The following is a 16518-nucleotide window of genomic DNA, read 5'->3' as shown; positions in this document are numbered from 1 at the left end:
AGTGCGCTGGTGCCACCGGGAGCCCTGCACCACCGGGTGACCGCTGCCCTGGCGAACTGGCAGCTCGACGACGCCGAGCGGCTGCTGGCCGCCGTCGGGAGCGACCCCTCGCCCTACGTGGCGCCCGCTCCCCGCGACGGCTCGGCCGACGGTGCCGTGGACCGCGCCCCGGACGGCAGCGCCCCGGACGACACCGCCCCGGACGACAGCGCCCCGGACGACAGCGCCGCGGCCGACACCGCCCCGGACGACCCCGCTGCCGCAACCGCCGACCTCGGCCGGGCCTGGGCTGACACGCTGCGCGCCGAGCTGCTCGTGCGCCGGCTGCGGGTGGCCGGGTTCACCCTCGTCGGCGACCCGGTGGAGCCCCCGCACGGCACCGGCTCGCCCCCGGCGCTGGACCTGCACGCCGGCGTGGCCGGGCTGCTCGGCGACGAGCAGGACGACGACCCGCGCGCGACCTCGGCGTCCCGGGCCGCGCTGGCGATCGCGCTGGTCCGCTCGGCACGGGCGGCCTTCGACGCCGCGGAGGACGACCTGGAGCGCGCCGCCGGCCTGGCCCGGCACGCCCGCATCGAGCTCCTCTCCCGGCGCATCGACGCGGCGATGGACGAGGCGGTGGAGGCGGCCAGCCTGCTCGACGCCGCCCTGCCGGCCTCCGAGCTGCTCACCGAGACGCTGTGCACCCTGGCCGGCGTGCTCGCCGACCTCGAGCTGATGCCGCTGGCCCTGGACTACCAGCGCCGGGCGCACGAGACGGCCGCCGTCGGCGGGGACGTGCTGGTCGCGCGCACCGCCACCCGGCTCGGCGAGCTGTGCGCGGAGCTCGGCGAGGCGCTGCTCGACGACGGCGACGCCGAGTCGGCCCACCGGCACTTCACCGAGGCCCGGCAGCTGGCCGAGCGGGCGCTGGAGCTGCTGCCCCCGGAGGCCGCCGACGCGGTCCTGGCCGCCCAGGTGGTGCACGGCGGCGCGTTGGTCGGCCTGGGCGAGCACGCCGCGGCGGCCGGGCCGCTGCGCGCCGCCGTCCGGGCGACCACGGCCAGCGGCGACCGTGCCCTGCTCGCCGCCGCGCTGCTGGCGCTGGGCCGCGCGCTGCGCCGGCAGGGCGACGGCACCGGCGCCGACCAGCAGCTGGCCCGCGCCCTGGCGCTGGCCACCGAGCACGGCCTGGCCCGGGTGCGCCGGGCGGCCCTCCGCGAGCTGTGCACCCTGCACGCCGAGCGGGACGACGCCGGCCGCGCCCTGCCCTACCTGCAGGCCTACCTCGCCGACGAGCTGGAGCGGGTCGACGAGCGGCGCACCCGCTGGGTCGAGCTGTTCGGCCGCCGCAAGAGCCTCCTGGAGACCGAGCGGGCCGCCGGGCAGCTGCGCCGCCAGGCCTACGAGGACCCGCTCACCCACCTGCCGAACCGGCGGTACGCCGAGGCCCGGCTGGACAGCCTGCTGTCGGCCGGGACCACGCCGGCGCTCGCGGTCGTCGACGTCGACCACTTCAAGGCCATCAACGACGCCGCCGGGCACCCCGGCGGGGACACCGTCCTGCGCACGGTCGGGGAGCTGCTGGTGGCCGGGGTGCGCGACACCGACGAGGTGTGCCGGTGGGCCGGCGACGAGTTCGTCGTCCTGCTGCCCGACACCACCGCGGAGCAGGCCGAACGGGCGCTGGAGCGGGCCCGCCGGGCGGTGGCCGGGCACGACTGGGCCGCCCTCGGCGTGGACCTCCCGGTCACCATCAGCGTCGGCATCGCCTCGGCCACCCGCGGTGACGACCGGCGCACCCTGTTCGCCGCCGCCGACGGCGTGCTCTACGACGCCAAGCGCGGTGGCCGGGACCGCGTCGTCCGCCTGTCGGCGGTGACCCAGACCCGCACGGCGGCCGCCGGCCCCTCGCCGGCGTCGGCCGCGGAGCCCGCCGTGCCGCCCGCCCCGGCCGGTGACGCCGACGGCTTCGCGCCGCTGCTGCTCGACCCACCGCTGGGCCTCGGCGGGCCCGGCGACCCGGTCCTGGGCCCGGTCCCGCCGCCGCCGGCACCGCAGGCCCCGGCAGCTCAGGCCCCGGTCCCCCAGCCGCCGGCCGCGCCGGAGGACCTCGCCGAGCCCGACGTCGTGTGGGCGACCGGGCGCAGCACCGAGCAGGTGCTGGCGCTGGTGCGCCGGGCCCGGCAGCAGCACCCGGACCGGCCGGCGGTGGTGGTCCGCGCGGCGGCGGAGACCCTGGTCGCCCTGGCCGGCGAGCACGACGGCTGCACGACCGTCGACGCCGCGGCGATGGCGGCCGCGGTCGGGCCGCTGCCGGAGGCGGTCGGGCGGATCGGCGTGCTGTGCGGCAGCGCCGCGGACGCCCCGGTCGCGGCCGAGGCGGCGTTCGCGGCGCGGATCACCGGCACCGAGGTGGTGCGGGTGGACGACGTCGGCGGCAGCCGGGTCCGGCCGCTGCTCACCGACCGCGCGCTGCTGCACGACACCGACTGCCTGGTCGTCGTGGCCGGCCTGGACGCCTCCCTCGCCGGGCTGGTCGGCGCGATGACCGACGTGCCGATCGTCGCCGTCCCCACCTCGACGGGGCAGCCGGGCACGCTGGGCGCCTTCGGGGCGCTGCTGACCATGCTGAACTCCGCGTCGCCCGGCGTGGTGGTCAGCACCATCGACAACGGCCACGCCGCGGGGGTCTTCGCCGCCCGGATCGCGCGCCGGGCGCACCGGGTCCGGTGAGCGCCGCGCCCCGATCAGCGGCGGGCCACCCGGCAACGATCAGCTGACCTGATCATCGGAGAGGACGACGGTGTGATCGCCTGGCTGGACCTGGCGGCCGGCTGCAGCGGGGACCTGCTGCTCGGCGCCCTCGTCGACGCGGGGGTGCCGCTCGAGGTCCCGGCCGCCGCGGTGGCCGCGCTTCCGGTCGAGCGGGTCCGGCTGGTCACCGAGCAGGTCTCCCGGCACGGCCTCGGCGCGACCCGCGTGCACGTGCACGCCCCGGCCTCGACCGAGCACCGGACCTGGGCCGACGTCCGCGGGCTGCTGGAGGAGGCCGCGCTGGAGCCCGGGGTCCGCGACGGCGCGCTGGCGGTCTTCGAGCGGCTGGCGCGGGCCGAGGCCCGGGTGCACCGCACCGATCCCGAGGCGGTGCACTTCCACGAGGTCGGGGCGCTCGACGCGCTGGCCGACGTGGTCGGTGTGGTCGCCGGGTTCGCGCACCTGGCGCCGGCCCGGGTCACCGCCTCGCCGGTGGCGCTGGGCAGCGGCTCGGCCCGCAGCGCGCACGGGGTGGTGCCGGTGCCGGCGCCCGCCGTCCTGGAGCTGCTGGCCGGGGTCCCGGTGCACGCCGGTCCGGTGCCGGCCGAGGCCTGCACGCCGACCGGTGCGGCGCTGCTGGCCCACCTCGTCGACGAGTGGACCACCCTCCCGGCGCTGCGGGTGCAGCGGGTGGGCACCGGGGCCGGGGCCCGCGATCCGGAGCAGCTGCCCAACGTCGTCCGCCTGGTGCTGGGCGAGCCGGCGGCACCGGCCCCCGCCCGGCCGGTGGTCCTCGAGGCCAACGTCGACGACCTCGACCCGCGGCTGTGGCCCGGCGTCCTCGACGCGCTGCTCGCCGCCGGGGCCTCGGACGCCTGGCTGACCCCGGTGCTCATGAAGAAGGGCCGCCCGGCGCACACCCTGTCGGCGCTGTGCGCCCCGGACGCGGTCGCCGCGGTGCAGGCCGCCGTCTTCGCCACCACCTCGACCATCGGGCTGCGCCTGGTGCCGGTGGACAAGGTGGCGCTGGAGCGGGCGGGCACGTCGGTGGCGGTGCTCGGCGGCCGGGTGGGCGTGAAGCTCGCGGTCGCCGGCGGGCGGCTGGTCAACGTCAGCGTCGAGTTCGAGGACGTCGCCGCCCTCGCCCGGGAGCGGGGGCTGCCGGTCAAGGAGGTGCTGCGGGCGGCCACGGCCGCGTCGGAGCAGGCCTACCCGGTCAGCTGACGGGTGCGCGGCGGCGCACGCCCGCGGCCACCACCGGGACGACGGCGAGCACGACCAGCGCCACGCCGCCGATCCCGCCCAGCGCCCACGCGGCGAACACCGGCAGCGAGGCCAGCTCCACCCCGAGCCCGGCCACCGAGGTGACCGTCGCGCGGTGCCGCCCGGGCACCCGGTCCTGCAGCCGCGCCTCCCCCACCACGAGCACCGCGATGTACACGCCGTACCCGACGGCGACCCCGAGCAGCGTGACCGGGTGCGCCCAGAGCGCGGCGGCGCCGAGGAGCAGCCCGGCGGTGGCCAGCAGCACGGGCAGGGCCCGGTCGGGCAGCTCGGCGGCCCGGCCGGCCAGCGCGCCGCCCAGCGCCCCGGCCAGGGAGGCGGCGAGCACGGCGTAGGGGACGGCGACGGTGGGGACGCCCCCGTCGGCGGCCAGCAGCGGGAAGTACTCCTCGACCGCGTCCAGGCCGCCGAGCAGGGCGACGGCCAGCACCACCAGCCGCAGCCCCGGCCGGCGCAGCGTCTCCCGCAGCCCCCCGGCGAGGTCCTCGGCGTCCTCGTCGTCCGCGACGTGCCGGGCCTCGGGGAAGCGGGTGGCCAGTGCGGCGGCGGCGAGGCAGACCGCGACGCTGGCCCAGCCGACCGCCTCGTAGCCGCCCGCGGCGACCAGCACGCTGGCCAGGACGGCGGTGGGGACCTGGACCAGCAGCTCGGCCGCGGTGACCCACCCGGCGACCCGGGCGTAGGACGGCGCCGCCCCGACCGCGGCCAGGCCGTCGTAGACCAGCGCCTCGCTCGCCCCGGAGACCATCGCCCCGGCCACGCCCCAGACGGCGAAGCCGACCGCGAAGCCCCAGAGCCCGGGGGCCGCCGTCCACAGCACGAACCCGGCCGCCTGCAGCAGCCCGGCCGTGACGACGACGCCGCGGCGGGACCACCGGTCGGCCAGCACCCCGGCGGGGACCTCGGCCAGCAACCCGGTCACCGACCAGAGCGCGAACAACGCCGACACCTGGGCCTCGGACAACCCGGTGTCGAGGAAGAGCAGCGCGTACAGGGGGTAGTACGGCACCAGCTCCGACAGCGCCGCCCAGCAGACCGCGAGCCGGGCCAGCGGCCGGGCGGCGGGGGGCAGCGCGGGGGCGGTCGCGCGTCAACGGAACGGCATGCGCGGACCGTAGCGCGCCTCACCCCGGGGGGCACCCGGTTTTCCCGGCCGCTGCGGCTAGGGTGGGCGGCCGAGAAGGGGAGTAGCCCCCCCGTCCGCTGGTCGACACGCTGGCGCCCGCCCCGGCGGTCGCCCGGTCAGCGGGCCCGCGCACCGCGTGGGTGGGCGAGACCTTCGACCCGAGCAGACCCGTCGCGGCTGCCGGTCGGAGGCTGCCCGCACCCGCCCGGCCGTGCCGCCGAGCGGAGGAGGACCCCCGTGCTGTCCCTGACCGTCGTGGCGACCGCGTTCGCCCTCGTCCTGCCGGTCGAGCTGCCGGACAAGACGCTGTTCGCCAGCCTGGTGCTGGCCACCCGGTTCGCCCCGCTGCCGGTGTTCGTCGGCGTCGGCACCGCCTTCGGCCTGCAGGTCGCCATCGCGGTCACCGCCGGCAGCCTGCTCTCGCTGCTCCCGGAGGCGCTGGTCAGCGGGGTGGTCGCGGTGCTCTTCCTCGTCGGCGCCGTCCTGCTGTGGCGCGCGGCCGGCAGCGGGCCCGAGGAGGCCGGGGAGGCCGCCGACGCCCGGGAGCGGACGTCGTTCCTGCGCGCGGCCGCGATCTCCTTCGGCGTCCTCTTCGCCGCGGAGTGGGGCGACCTCTCCCAGCTGGCGACGGCCGGACTGGCCGCCCGGCTCGAGGCCCCCGTCTCGGTGTTCCTCGGCGCGTGGGCGGCGCTGCTGGTCGTCTCGGGCCTGGCGGTGTTCCTGGGGTCCAGGCTGGCCGACCGGCTGCCGGTGGCGCTCATCCGCCGGGTGGCCGCGGTGCTGTTCCTGGTCTTCGCCGTGGTGGCCGCGGTGGAGACGGTCTCCGCCCTGACCTGACCGGGGTCGGCCGGACGGGGGCGGCACCCCGCGGGTCACCTCATGGGGGGAGCGCCGCTCAACCGGCGTCGGGGCCCGGCCGTTGGGAGGGGGCACGCGGGCGGCAGGCCGCCGCCCGGGGACCGGGGGAAGGACACCATGACAGCGCTGCTGGAGCCTCCGCGCAGCAGGACCGACGACGTCCTGGCCGACCTGGACCTGCTGGGCGCCCCCGCCGACCCCGAGCTGGCCGCGCTCGTCCGCGTCGCCGCGGCCCTCACCGGGACGGCGCACGCCACGGTCAACCTCCTCGACCCGCGGACCCAGCACAGCCTGTCCCCCGACGGCGTGTTCGACGGCCGCGTGCCGCGCGGGGACTCGTTGTGCGCCGTCATCACCGGGTGGGCGCCGCGGGTCTACGCCTTCGCCGACCTCACCGCCGAGCCGGGGTTCGCCGGCAACCCCTTCGTCGACGGCCGTCGCGGCCGGGTGCGCGCCTACGCGAGCGCGCCGCTGGTCGTCGGCGGGACGACGGTCGGCACGCTCTGCGTCCACGACGAGCGGCCGCACGAGTTCACCCTGGCCGAGTGCGACCGGCTCGCCGACCTGGCCGTCCTCACCGTCCGCCTGCTCACCCGGCGCCGGGAGGAGCGGCAGACCGCGGAGCTGGCCGCTGCCCGCGCCGCCGCCGACGACGAGCTGGCCCGATCGGAGGCCTTCAACCGGGCGCTGCTCGAGGCGCTGCCGGTCGGGGTGGTGGCCGCCGACGCCGACGGCCGGGTCCGGCTGTTCAACCGGGTCAGCCGGGAGTGGCACGGCACGGACGCGCGGCCCGACGTCCCGCCGGGCGAGCTGCCCGCCACCTTCTCCATGACCGAGGCCGACGGCAGCCCCATGGCCCCGGAGCGGGTGCCGCTCACCCGCGTGTTCAGCGAGGGCGTGGTGCGCGAGGCCACCATGCGGATCGCCGCCCCCGACCGGCCGACCCGTCTGGTCACGGCGTCGGGCACCCAGGTGCGCGACGACGCCGGCCGGCTGATCGGGGCGGTGGTCACGATGGCCGACGTGACCGCGCAACGGGCGCTGGAGACCGCGCTGCGCACGGCCGCGCTGCACGACGCGCTGACCGGGCTGGCCAACCGGCGGCTGATGGTCGACCGGCTCGAGCAGCTGCTGCGGGCCACCCGCCGCACCGGAGCCCCCTTGGCGGTGCTGTACTGCGACCTCGACGGGTTCAAGCCGGTCAACGACGTGCACGGCCACGCCGTCGGCGACGAGGTGCTGGTGCAGGCCGCCCGGCGGCTGGCCGCGTCGGTGCGCCCGGACGACACGGTGGCCCGCATCGGCGGTGACGAGTTCGTGGTGCTCTGCCCCGGGGTGGCCGCCGAGGCGGCCGGCCGGGCCCTCGGCGACCGCATCGCCGGCGCCTTCGCCGGCCCGTTCACCTGCGCCGACGGCAGCACCCACCGGGTGGGCATGAGCGTCGGCGTGGCGCTGTGCACCGCGGAGGACACCCCCGAGACCGCGCTGTCCGCGGCCGATGCCGCTATGTACCGGGTCAAGGAGGCCCGCCACCTCGCCCGGGCGGCCTCAGCCGGCAGGTGACAGCAGCGCCAGCCGGTCGACCAGGTCCCGCAGACCGGGCGCCGAGATCGGGCCGGCCGGCGTCCGGGGCGGCCGAGCGGCCGGCCGCCGCGCAGGCGGCCACCGCGGCGACGAGGACGGCGAAGGCCGCGCCACCGGCCGGGCGGCGCGGCCCGGACATCGCGCGGTAGCGCGCGGGCGCGGCCAGCCCGGCCTCGGCGCAGGCCCGGCAGCCGGCGGGCAGCCGGTCCACCGGGTCCGGCAGCCCGGCGACCGCGGCCCGGATCCGCGCGCAGCTCGGCGAAACCCTCCAGCACCGCGTCGACCAGCGCGTCGAGGTCGGTGAGGTGCCCGTGCACGGCCGGCGCGGTCACCCCGGCCGTGCGGGCCACCGCGCGCAGGCTCAGCGCCTCGGGGGCGCCGCCGCGCTCGAGCAGGTCCGCGGCCGCGGCGAGGAGGTCGGCGCGCAACCGGCCCGGCGTCCGAGGCGGCACGGAGAGCAGTTGCAACCGTCGAGCGCTCCGCCACCGTTGCCCTGCAGGCGCTCAGCGTCCGGCGAGGAGGACCCCGTGCCCGCCGTCCCCGACCTGCCCTGGACCGCACGGGAGCCCGGGCCCGGCCCCGGCGGCGTCGCCGAGACCCGCCGGCGCGGGCGCACGGCCCCGTTCGGCACCGCGACGCGGCCCGGGGAGCCCGGCCGGGTCCCGCAGCCGACCTGACCCGCACGGCCCGCCCCCCGGCTCGGTGAGGGCGGCGGCCACCCCGCGGAGGTTGCCGGCCAGCCACGGCAGCCCGTGCCGGGCGGCCCACCGCAGCTCGCGCACCGGGCCCGGGGCCCGGGCCGGGAGCGGACCGGCCGGGGGGACGTCGACCCGGTGGCCCGCCCCGGCCAGCAGGAGGGCCGCGGCCCGGGCGATCCGGCCGTGCAGCTCCGCGGTGGGGTGCAGCCGGTCCACGTCCCAGGCCCGGCGCACCGCGACGCCTGGCACCGCCGCCAGGTCCAGCACCAGCACGCCGGGCCGCCGGGCGCACCGGTCGACGGCGGCGTTGACCACCGCCACCCGCCGGAGGACCGCCGAGCGCACCGCCGCGGGCAGCGGGAGCGACCGCGTGGGGTCGTGCAGCCGGCCGAGGACCACGGTGGCGCCCGCGCCGGTGAGGTCGGCCACGACCGCGGCGAGGTCGGCCTCGACGGCGGCCGGGTCGAGCCCGCCGCGGGAGACGTCGTTGAGACCGGCCAGGACCGTGGCCACCTGCGGGTGGGCGGCGAGCGCCGGCGCGAGCTGGCCGGCCCGCACGTCGCGCAGCCGGGCCCCGGGCACGGCCGCGCAGGTGAGCTCGGCACCGGGCAGCGCCGCGGCCAGCCGCACCGGCCAGGTCAGCGCCCGGGGGACCCGCAGCCCCACGCCCTCCCCGCAGCTGGTGCTGTCCCCGAGCGCCACCACCCGGGGCGTCACGCCGGGACCCCGGCGCCCCGGGCCAGGCCGTGCACCCCGAGGAAGCCGGCCACCGTGGCCGACCACGGCAGCTCCTCGGCCCGTGCCCGGGCGCGGGCGCGCCGGACCCGCTCGTCCCCGGCGAGCAGCTCCTCCACCGCGTCGGCGAGCCCGGCGGGGCTGCCCGCGGCGGGCAGGCCGGCGGCACCCAGCACGGAGGGGAGGGCGGAGTCGCGGTGGGCGACGACCGGCGTGCCGCAGGCCGCGGCCTCCAGGGCGGCCAGCCCGAAGGTCTCCACCGGGCCGGGGGCGAGCACCGCGTCGGCGGCGCCGAGGACCCCGGCCAGGACCGCCCGGTCGGGGACGTGGCCGAGGAAGGTCACCGGCAGCCCGGCCGCCCGGCGGGTCAGGGACCGGCGCAGCGGCCCGTCCCCGGCGACGACCAGGCGGACCCGCCGGCCCCGCCGGGTCAGCTCGGCGACGGCGCCGACCGCCAGCTCCGGCCGCTTCTCCCGGGAGAGGCGGCTGGCCAGCACGAGCAGCACCTCGGCGTCCCCGGCCAGCCCGGGGCGGGCCGCGCGGTCGGGGCGGAAGGCCCCCGCGTCGACCCCGAGCGGCACCCGCTGCACGGGGACGCCGAGCCGGGCGAACTCCGCGGCCGCCCAGCCGGTGGTGCACACGACGGTGTCGAACCCGGCGGCCAGGCGGGCGTTGGCGGTGTCGGCCAGCCGGTCGGCGGCGGGCCCGCGCAGCACGGGCAGCACGGTGGCCAGCCAGCGGTCCAGCCGCTCGTGGCTGACCACCAGAGACGGCACGCCCGCCGCGGCCGCCCAGCACCCCAGGCCGCGCAGGGTCGTCCGGTCGTGCACCTCCAGCCGGTCGGGGCGCAGCGCGGCGAGCGCCCGCCGGACCCGGGCGGGTGAGGGGTGAACGCGGTAGCCGGTGCCCGGGACGGGGCGCCCGGGCAGCTCGACGCGCCGTCCCCACGGCGTCCGGGTGACCCGTTCGCGGGTCCCGGGCAGCACCTGCACCACCTCGTGGCCCGCGGCGGCGTAGCCGGTCGCCAGCGCGCGCAGCGCGGTGCGCAGCCCGCCGGAGGTCGGGGTGACGAAGTTGGCCACCTGCACGACGCGGCTCATGCCGTCGCCGCCAGGGGCGCGCGTCCCGCGGGGCGGCCGAGCGCGTCGGCGTAGTGCCCGAGCAGCTCCACCCCGCGGGCCTCCCAGGTGCGGTCGCGCACCGCACGGCGGGCCGCGGCGCCGAGGCGGGCCCGGTAGGCCGGGTCGTCGAGGAGGCTGCCCACGCGGGCGCGCAGGTCGGCGGCGTCCCCCGGCGCGAAGAGGAGCCCGGTGCCGGGGGTGACGACGTCGAGCAGGCCGCCGGCGGCCGGCGCGACGACGGGGACGCCGCTGGCCAGCGCCTCCTGCGCGGCCTGGCAGAAGGTCTCCGCCGACCCGGTGTGCACGAAGACGTCGAGGGAGGCGACCGCCCGGCCGAGCTCCGCGCCGTGCAGCATGCCGAGGAAGGCCGCCCCCGGCAGCTGCCGCTCGAGCGCGGCCCGCTGGGGGCCGTCCCCCACCAGGACCAGCCGGGTGCCGGGCAGCGCGGCCGCCCCGGCGAGCAGGTGCAGCTCCTTCTCCCGGGCCAGCCGGCCGACGTAGCCGACCAGCAGCTCGCCGCGGGGGGCCAGCCGGGCGCGCAGGGCGTCGTCCCGGTGCTGCGGGGAGAACCGGGCGGTGTCCACCCCGCGCGCCCAGCGGCGCACGCGCGGCACGCCGTGCGCCTCGAGCTCGCGGACCGCGGCCCGGCTGGGCGCCAGGGTGCAGGCGGCGCTGCCGTAGATCCGGCGCAGCGGGCCCCAGACGACGCGGTCGGCGCCGGGCACGCCGTAGCGGGTGGTGAAGCCGGCCAGGTCGGTCTGGTGGACGGCGACCACCGGGATGCCGAGGCGGCCCGCGGTCCACGCGGCCTGGGCGCCCAGGGCGGCGGGGCTGGCCAGGTGGACGACGTCCGGGGCGAACGCGCGCAGCGTGCGGGCCAGGCCGGGCCAGGGGCTGCCGAGCCGGAAGGCGGGGTAGCCCGGCAGCGGCACCGACGGGGTGCGGACGACCCGCGCGCCGGCGTGCACCCCCGGCCCCGGCCCGGGGGCCACGACGAGGACGCAGGCCCCGTGGCGGTGCAGCTGCTCGCAGACCCGCAGCACGCTGTTGGTGACCCCGTTGACCTGGGGCAGGAAGGACTCGGTGACCACGGCGACCCGCATGGTCGCCAGGGTCGGGGCTGCGGGCCGGGGGCCGGCGACGGCGGAGGGGAGGCCCGGTGAACCCTGGCCGAACGCTGCCCCGCCCGGTCGGGGTCAGGTCACGGCAGGGCGGCCAGCCAGTCGGCGACGGCGCGGCCGATCTCGTGCGGGGAGTCCTCGGGCACGAAGTGGCTGCCGGGGACGGTGACCTCGGTGAGGGCCCGCCACGACCGGACGAACGCCCGCTGCCGGCCGACCAGGATCGAGCCCGGCTCGGCGTTCAGGAACAGCTTCGGGACGTCGCTGTGCTTGAGCCACTGCCCGTAGCGGGAGACGCGGTCGCGGACGAGCGGGGGCACGTTCTCCAGCGGGATCTGCCGCGGCCACTCCAGGGTGGGCCAGCGGGACGCGCGGTCGGGGAAGGGCCGCCGGTAGCGGTCGTGCGCCTCCGGGGTGAGGCCGCGGGCCACCGACGCGGGCAGGATGCGCTCGACGAAGACGTTGTTGTCCAGCACCGCGGCCTCGCCGTCCTCGCCACGCATCGTGCGGAAGATCCGCCGCGCGTCGGCCGGCCAGTCGGCCCAGGTCAGCGGGGTCACGATCGCCTCGGTGAAGGCGATGCCGCGGACGCGGTCGGGGTGCCGGTACGCCCAGTCGAAGCCGAGCGCCGAGCCCCAGTCGTGCAGCACCAGGGTCACCCGCCCGTCGGCGCCCACGGCGTCGAGGAAGTGCTCGACGAACGAGGCGTGGCAGGCGAAGGAGTAGGTGCCCGGCCCCGGGTCGGGCAGCTTGTCCGACTCGCCCATGCCGATGAGGTCGGGGGCCAGGCAGCGGCCGAGGTGCTGCAGGTGCGGGATGACGTTGCGCCACAGGTAGGACGACGTCGGGTTGCCGTGCAGCAGGACGATGGTCTCCCCGCCCGCCCCCGCCTCCCCCACGTCGACGTAGGCCATCTCGAGGGTGCCGTCCCCGCGGCGGTCCACCCGGGTGCGCTGACGGGGGAAGGGGTCCTCGGGCGAGACGACGTCGGCTGCCATGCGGGAGATCCTCACCCATCCCGGCCCGGTGCACCCGCCGGGCCGGCCGCCTCCCGAGCGGCGGCCTCGACGCGGTCGCGGAAGGCCGACCACTGGCCGGCGGTGCGCTCGGGCAGGTTCGTGGTGGCCGGGCTCATGCCCACCGAGCCGTCGAGCAGCTCGCGCAGGACGTCGGCGTGCCCGGCGTGCCGGGCCACCTCGACCGCGAGGTGCACCAGCACGGTGTGCAGGGTCGGGTGCCGGCGCTCCGGCGGCCACCACGGCACCTCCCCGACCGCGTCGAGCGGCAGCGCCGCCACGGTGGCGTCGGCGTGCGCGGCCGAGAACCGGTACAGCTCGACGACGTCGTCCCGGCGCTCGTCGGGGCGGGCCCACATGTCGTCGTCGTCCTCCCCGCCGTCCCAGGGGTAGGGGCGGCCGGCGGACCGGCCGAAGACGTCGCCGAGGTAGCCCAGCTGGACGTAGGCGACGTGCTTGACCAGGCCGAGCAGGTTGGTGCCCGTCGGGGTCAGGGGGCGCCGGACGTCGTACTCCCCCAGCCCGTCGAGCTTGGCCACCAGGTCCTCCCGGCGCAGGACCAGGTACCGCTGCAGGGTCGCCTTCTCGTCCACGGTGGCCACCCTGCCGCAGCCCGGGCGCCGGGGCCCCGCTCGGCCCCGGGAGACCAGCCCCTCGGAGACCATCCAGTCCAGCGCCACCTCGGCGGGGTCCTCGCCGCCGACGTCGACCCGGCCGTTGAGCTCGATCATCACCTCGTCGGTGAGCAGCGGGGTGATCTCGGCGAAGACGTCGGCGATCCCCGGGTGCTCCTGGAGCGTCTCGGTGAGCACGATCGGTGCGATGTTGTAGGCCGGGAAGTAGCCGCGGTCGTCCAGCACGGTGAGGTCCAGCGAGGCGATCCGGCCGTCGGTCGTGAACACCTCGCCGAAGTGGCGAACTCCGACTCCACGCAGAAGGTCCGCTCCTCGACCGGCAGCCCGGCGATGTCGGAGAGCGTGGCCACCCCGCCGAGGTCGTCGACGGCCTCGCTGCGCACGGCGAAGGCGTAGGTGTTGTCGGCCTCGGCGGGCGGCAGCCAGGTGATCCCGTTCTCCGCGTCGGCGTCCCGGACCGCGGCCCACTGCTCCTGCTGGTCGGGGATGCCCTCCTCCATGGCGAGGTAGTTGATCCACCCGGTCCCGGTGTGCTCCCACTGCACGTCGGTCTCGCCGCTGAGCATCGCCGCCCGGGCGGGGCCGCGCCGGGGATGCCGCTGAGGTCGGTGACGTCGAAGCCGGCGACCTGCAGCGCGATCACCGCGATCTCGCCCAGGATCAGCTGCTCGGTGAAGTTCTTGGCCCCGACGGTGATCGGCGCCCCGTCGACCACGGGTTCGATGGCGCCCGCGCCGGCGTCCGGGACGAAGGTGCCGGCGCTCTGCAGCCCGCAGCCGGCCAGCAGCACCCCGGCGATCGCCAGCACGGCGGCCGCCCGGCGCGGCGTGCGCATCACAGCCCCTTCGGCCGGGCGACGTGCTCGACGACCCGGCCCACCCAGTCGACGGCGAGGGCGAGCAGGGCGACGAGCACCGCACCGCTGATCAGCAGGGAGTCCAGCGACAGGGTGATCCCGGTGTTGATGAGCACGCCGAGCCCGCCGCCGGAGATGAAGGTGGCCAGGGTCGCGGTGCCGACCAGCAGGACCAGGGCGGTGCGGACCCCGGCGAGGATCACCGGGACGGCCAGGGGGAGCTCGACGCGGAGGAGGACGGCGCGGCCGCTCATGCCCATGCCCCGGCCGGCCTCCACCAGGCGTGCGTCCACCCCCTGGATCCCGACCATCGTGTTCCGCAGCACCGGCAGCGCCGAGTACACGACCAGCGCGACGACCGCCGTCCAGTAGCCGAAGCCGAGCCCGATCGCCAGCAGCACGAACAGCCCGATCGCGGGTGCGGCCTGGCCGACGTTGGCCACGCCGATGACCACCGGGGTGAACCGGCGGAGCGCCGGACGGGCCAGCGCGATGCCGAGCGGTATCGCGATCGCGAGGACGATCGCCGCGGAGACGACGGTCAGCGACAGGTGGCGCAGCGTGCTGTCCCAGAGGGTGGCGACGCCGAGCTGGCGCGCCTCGGTCTCGCTGAGGGTGGCGTTCGCCCGCCACACCACGAACGCCAGGACGCCGAGGACGACGAGCACCGGCTGGACGACCAGGGCCCGCCAGCCGCCCGGGGAGGGGTCGCGGCCCGGGGCCGACCGCGCGTCGCGGGGCCGGCCTGGTCCGGGGTGTTCCCGGCCGCACCGGGCCGGACCTGCGGCTCGGGTGTCGTGGCGGTCATCCGGCGGTCTCCCGCCGGGTGCGCTGGATCGCTTCCATGATCGTCTCGATCGAGACGATGCCGGCCGGTCCGTCGCGCCGGCCGAGGACCGCCGCACCTCCCTGGCTGGCGGCGAGCATGGTGTCGAGCGCGTCGTCGAGCGTCGACTGGAGGCCGACCACCGGCAGCCGCTCGTCGACCGTGCCGGGGATCCCGGTCATCCGGCTCACCTCGGCCGGCGTCGGCCAGCTGATCGGGCGGCCCCGCCGGTCCAGGACGACCACGAACTCGTCACCGGCGGCGCGGGCGCGGGCCACGGCGTCGGCGGGGTCGTCACCGACCGACGCCGTCGTCACCTGCCGCAGCTCGAGGCTGTGGACCCGGGTGAGCGTGAGCTGCTTGAGCGTCGCCCCCGGCACCCACGAAGTCCGCGACGTACTCCTCGGCCGGCTCGGCCAGGATGGCCTCCGGGGTGTCGTACTGCACGATGCGGGCCCCGACGTCGAAGACCACGATCCGGTCGCCGAGCTTCACCGCCTCGTCGAAGTCGTGGGTGACGAAGAACTCCCACATCGGCGCGTCCCGGCCCGGCGTGCCCGCGATCGGGCACCGCCCGCCGGTCGCGGGGCTCGCCGCCACGACCGGGGTGACGCCCGACGCCGCTCCCGGCGCCGGCTCCGCCGGAGTGGGACGTTGTCACACGGTGCGGACCCCGTCGACCCGGAGGACGCCGCGAAGCCGTGACGGTCAGGGGTCGTCGCGGTCCGTCACCGACCTGCACCTCAGGGCGAGCGGGCGGATCCCCGGCCTCCGCTTGACCCTGACGCGACGTCAGGCCGTTCAGTGGTCCCCGTCAGGGAGGAGGACACCGTGAACGTGGGCGAGGTCGCGGCGCTGGCCGGTGTGACGGTCCGGACGCTGCACCACTACGACCGCATCGGGCTGCTCTCGCCGTCCGGCCGGACGTCCGCGGGCTACCGGCGGTACGCGCCGGCGGACCTCGAGCGGCTGCACCAGGTGCTGGTCTACCGCGAGCTCGGGTTCCCCCTCGAGGAGGTCGCGACCCTGCTCGACGACCCCGCCGCCGACCCGGCCGAGCACCTGCGCCGTCAGCACCGGCTGCTGCTCGACCGGCTGGAGCGGACGCGGGCGATGGTCGCGGCCGTCGAGAAGGAGATGGAGGCGAGGCAGATGGGGATCGCACTGACCCCCGAGGAGCGCTTCGAGGTCTTCGGCGAGCACGACCCGGCGCGGTACGAGGCCGAGGCGGAGGAGCGCTGGGGCGACACCGAGGCGTGGGCGCAGTCCCGGCGGCGCACCCGCGGCTACACCAAGGAGGACTGGGTCCGGATCAAGGCCGAGGGCGAGGACGTCGAGCGGCGCTTCGCCGAGGCGATGCGGGCCGGCGTCCCGGCCGACTCGGCGCCGGCGATGGACGTCGCGGAGGAGCACCGGCAGCAGATCAGCCGGAACTTCTACGACTGCCCGCCGGAGATGCACGCGGGCCTGGGCCGGATGTACGTCGAGGACGAGCGGTTCACCGCCCACTACGAGCGGATCGCCCCGGGTCTGGCGCGGTACGTGAGCACCGCCGTCCAGGCCAACGCCGCCCGCCAGGGCGGCTGAGGAAGGGCCCCCTCCCGGTCGTCGAGACCGCGCGATCTCGGCACCGGACGGCCCCGTCCGGAGGCTCGCCGCGAGCCTGCGAGCGGTGAGGGGGACGGGGCCCTCCTTCAGCCGCGGGGAGCGGTCACCGCGTCGGCGAAGCGGGTGAGCAGGTCGGCGAGGACGGCGACGTCCCGGCCGGTCCAGCCGTCGAGCAGCGCGGCCAGGCGCCCGGTGCGGAAGTCCCGGGAGGCGCTCACCAGCCGGTCCCCGGGGGGGGGGGGGGGCCTGGCCGCGCCCCCCCGGGGGGGGGGGGGGGGGGGGGGGGCGCGCCCCCCCCCCCCCCCCCCCCCCCC

At 78.2% G+C, this 16518-nt stretch carries 15 protein-coding genes and 1 pseudogene; 5 read left to right on the top strand and 11 right to left on the bottom strand.

What is annotated here, in order from left to right:
- The first annotated feature begins 9 nt into the window (after positions 1-9).
- Both ACI8AC_RS09205 and larC read left to right on the top strand, forming a co-directional pair.
- Positions 10-2715, top strand: coding sequence for a diguanylate cyclase domain-containing protein (locus ACI8AC_RS09205; RefSeq protein WP_456897347.1), 2706 nt, complete (start codon positions 10-12; stop codon positions 2713-2715).
- 72 nt (positions 2716-2787) lie between these two features.
- The gene (larC, locus tag ACI8AC_RS09200; RefSeq protein WP_456897345.1) at positions 2788-3960 is read left to right on the top strand and encodes a nickel pincer cofactor biosynthesis protein LarC; all 1173 of its coding nucleotides are present in this window, start codon (positions 2788-2790) and stop codon (positions 3958-3960) included.
- Here the strand turns inward: larC and ACI8AC_RS09195 are convergent.
- On the bottom strand, positions 3953-5029 hold the full coding sequence (locus ACI8AC_RS09195) for an MFS transporter (protein WP_456897343.1): 1077 nt from the start codon (positions 5027-5029) through the stop codon (positions 3953-3955). The two genes, larC and ACI8AC_RS09195, sit on opposite strands and share 8 nt — an antisense overlap.
- A gap of 354 nt (positions 5030-5383) precedes the next feature.
- On the opposite strand from ACI8AC_RS09195, the gene ACI8AC_RS09190 reads away from it, so the two are divergent.
- Positions 5384-5983: a TMEM165/GDT1 family protein gene (locus ACI8AC_RS09190; RefSeq protein WP_456897341.1), complete on the top strand. Its 600-nt coding sequence runs from the start codon at positions 5384-5386 to the stop codon at positions 5981-5983.
- Between the two features lie 138 nt (positions 5984-6121).
- On the top strand, positions 6122-7567 hold the full coding sequence (locus ACI8AC_RS09185) for a diguanylate cyclase domain-containing protein (protein ID WP_456897339.1): 1446 nt from the start codon (positions 6122-6124) through the stop codon (positions 7565-7567).
- A 524-nt stretch (positions 7568-8091) separates the two neighbouring features.
- Here ACI8AC_RS09185 and ACI8AC_RS09180 read toward each other — a convergent pair.
- From ACI8AC_RS09180 to ACI8AC_RS09140, 9 genes and pseudogenes are all read right to left on the bottom strand, one after another.
- The gene (locus tag ACI8AC_RS09180) at positions 8092-9003 is read right to left on the bottom strand and encodes an SGNH/GDSL hydrolase family protein (RefSeq protein ID WP_456897338.1); all 912 of its coding nucleotides are present in this window, start codon (positions 9001-9003) and stop codon (positions 8092-8094) included.
- Positions 9000-10121, bottom strand: a complete 1122-nt coding sequence (locus ACI8AC_RS09175; protein ID WP_456897336.1) for a glycosyltransferase — start codon at positions 10119-10121, stop codon at positions 9000-9002. The genes ACI8AC_RS09180 and ACI8AC_RS09175 overlap by 4 nt, the downstream gene beginning before the upstream one ends.
- Positions 10118-11245, bottom strand: a complete 1128-nt coding sequence (locus ACI8AC_RS09170; RefSeq protein WP_456897335.1) for a glycosyltransferase family 4 protein — start codon at positions 11243-11245, stop codon at positions 10118-10120. Before ACI8AC_RS09170 ends, ACI8AC_RS09175 begins: the two co-directional genes overlap by 4 nt.
- Positions 11246-11343: 98 nt before the next feature.
- Positions 11344-12261, bottom strand: coding sequence for a haloalkane dehalogenase (locus ACI8AC_RS09165; protein WP_456897333.1), 918 nt, complete (start codon positions 12259-12261; stop codon positions 11344-11346).
- A gap of 11 nt (positions 12262-12272) precedes the next feature.
- Positions 12273-13181: a mycothiol transferase gene (locus ACI8AC_RS09160; RefSeq protein ID WP_456897331.1), complete on the bottom strand. Its 909-nt coding sequence runs from the start codon at positions 13179-13181 to the stop codon at positions 12273-12275.
- A gap of 68 nt (positions 13182-13249) precedes the next feature.
- A pseudogene (locus ACI8AC_RS09155) lies at positions 13250-13480 on the bottom strand (glycine betaine ABC transporter substrate-binding protein); the annotation flags it as partial.
- A gap of 268 nt (positions 13481-13748) precedes the next feature.
- On the bottom strand, positions 13749-14438 hold the full coding sequence (locus ACI8AC_RS09150; protein ID WP_456897329.1) for an ABC transporter permease: 690 nt from the start codon (positions 14436-14438) through the stop codon (positions 13749-13751).
- Positions 14439-14574: 136 nt separating this feature from the next.
- Entirely contained in the window at positions 14575-14913 is a 339-nt protein-coding gene (locus ACI8AC_RS09145; protein ID WP_456897327.1) for a hypothetical protein, read from the bottom strand.
- Positions 14891-15130 (bottom strand): hypothetical protein, encoded by a 240-nt coding sequence (locus tag ACI8AC_RS09140; RefSeq protein ID WP_456897325.1) that lies wholly within the window; start codon positions 15128-15130, stop codon positions 14891-14893. The genes ACI8AC_RS09145 and ACI8AC_RS09140 overlap by 23 nt, the downstream gene beginning before the upstream one ends.
- 297 nt (positions 15131-15427) lie before the next feature.
- Between ACI8AC_RS09140 and ACI8AC_RS09135 the strand changes: the two genes are divergently transcribed.
- Positions 15428-16183: a MerR family transcriptional regulator gene (locus ACI8AC_RS09135; RefSeq protein ID WP_456897323.1), complete on the top strand. Its 756-nt coding sequence runs from the start codon at positions 15428-15430 to the stop codon at positions 16181-16183.
- Positions 16184-16290: 107 nt separating this feature from the next.
- Here ACI8AC_RS09135 and ACI8AC_RS09130 read toward each other — a convergent pair whose 3' ends face one another.
- Positions 16291-16422, bottom strand: a complete 132-nt coding sequence (locus tag ACI8AC_RS09130; RefSeq protein WP_456897321.1) for a hypothetical protein — start codon at positions 16420-16422, stop codon at positions 16291-16293.
- Positions 16423-16518 lie beyond the last annotated feature (96 nt).

The sequence above is a fragment of the Geodermatophilus sp. SYSU D00758 genome (assembly GCF_054049955.1).
Note: the sequence above shows the minus strand (reverse complement) of the source record. Positions and strands in the feature narration are given on the sequence as shown.

Bases quoted from the DNA above. Each gene is read 5' to 3' on its own strand.
- ACI8AC_RS09170 (WP_456897335.1), bottom strand. From the start codon at position 11,245: ATGCGGGTCGCCGTGGTCACCGAGTCCTTCCTGCCCCAGGTCAACGGG.
- ACI8AC_RS09175 (WP_456897336.1), bottom strand. From the start codon at position 10,121: ATGAGCCGCGTCGTGCAGGTGGCCAACTTCGTCACCCCGACCTCCGGC.
- ACI8AC_RS09140 (WP_456897325.1), bottom strand. From the start codon at position 15,130: ATGTGGGAGTTCTTCGTCACCCACGACTTCGACGAGGCGGTGAAGCTC.
- ACI8AC_RS09165 (WP_456897333.1), bottom strand. From the start codon at position 12,261: ATGGCAGCCGACGTCGTCTCGCCCGAGGACCCCTTCCCCCGTCAGCGC.
- ACI8AC_RS09185 (WP_456897339.1), top strand. From the start codon at position 6,122: ATGACAGCGCTGCTGGAGCCTCCGCGCAGCAGGACCGACGACGTCCTG.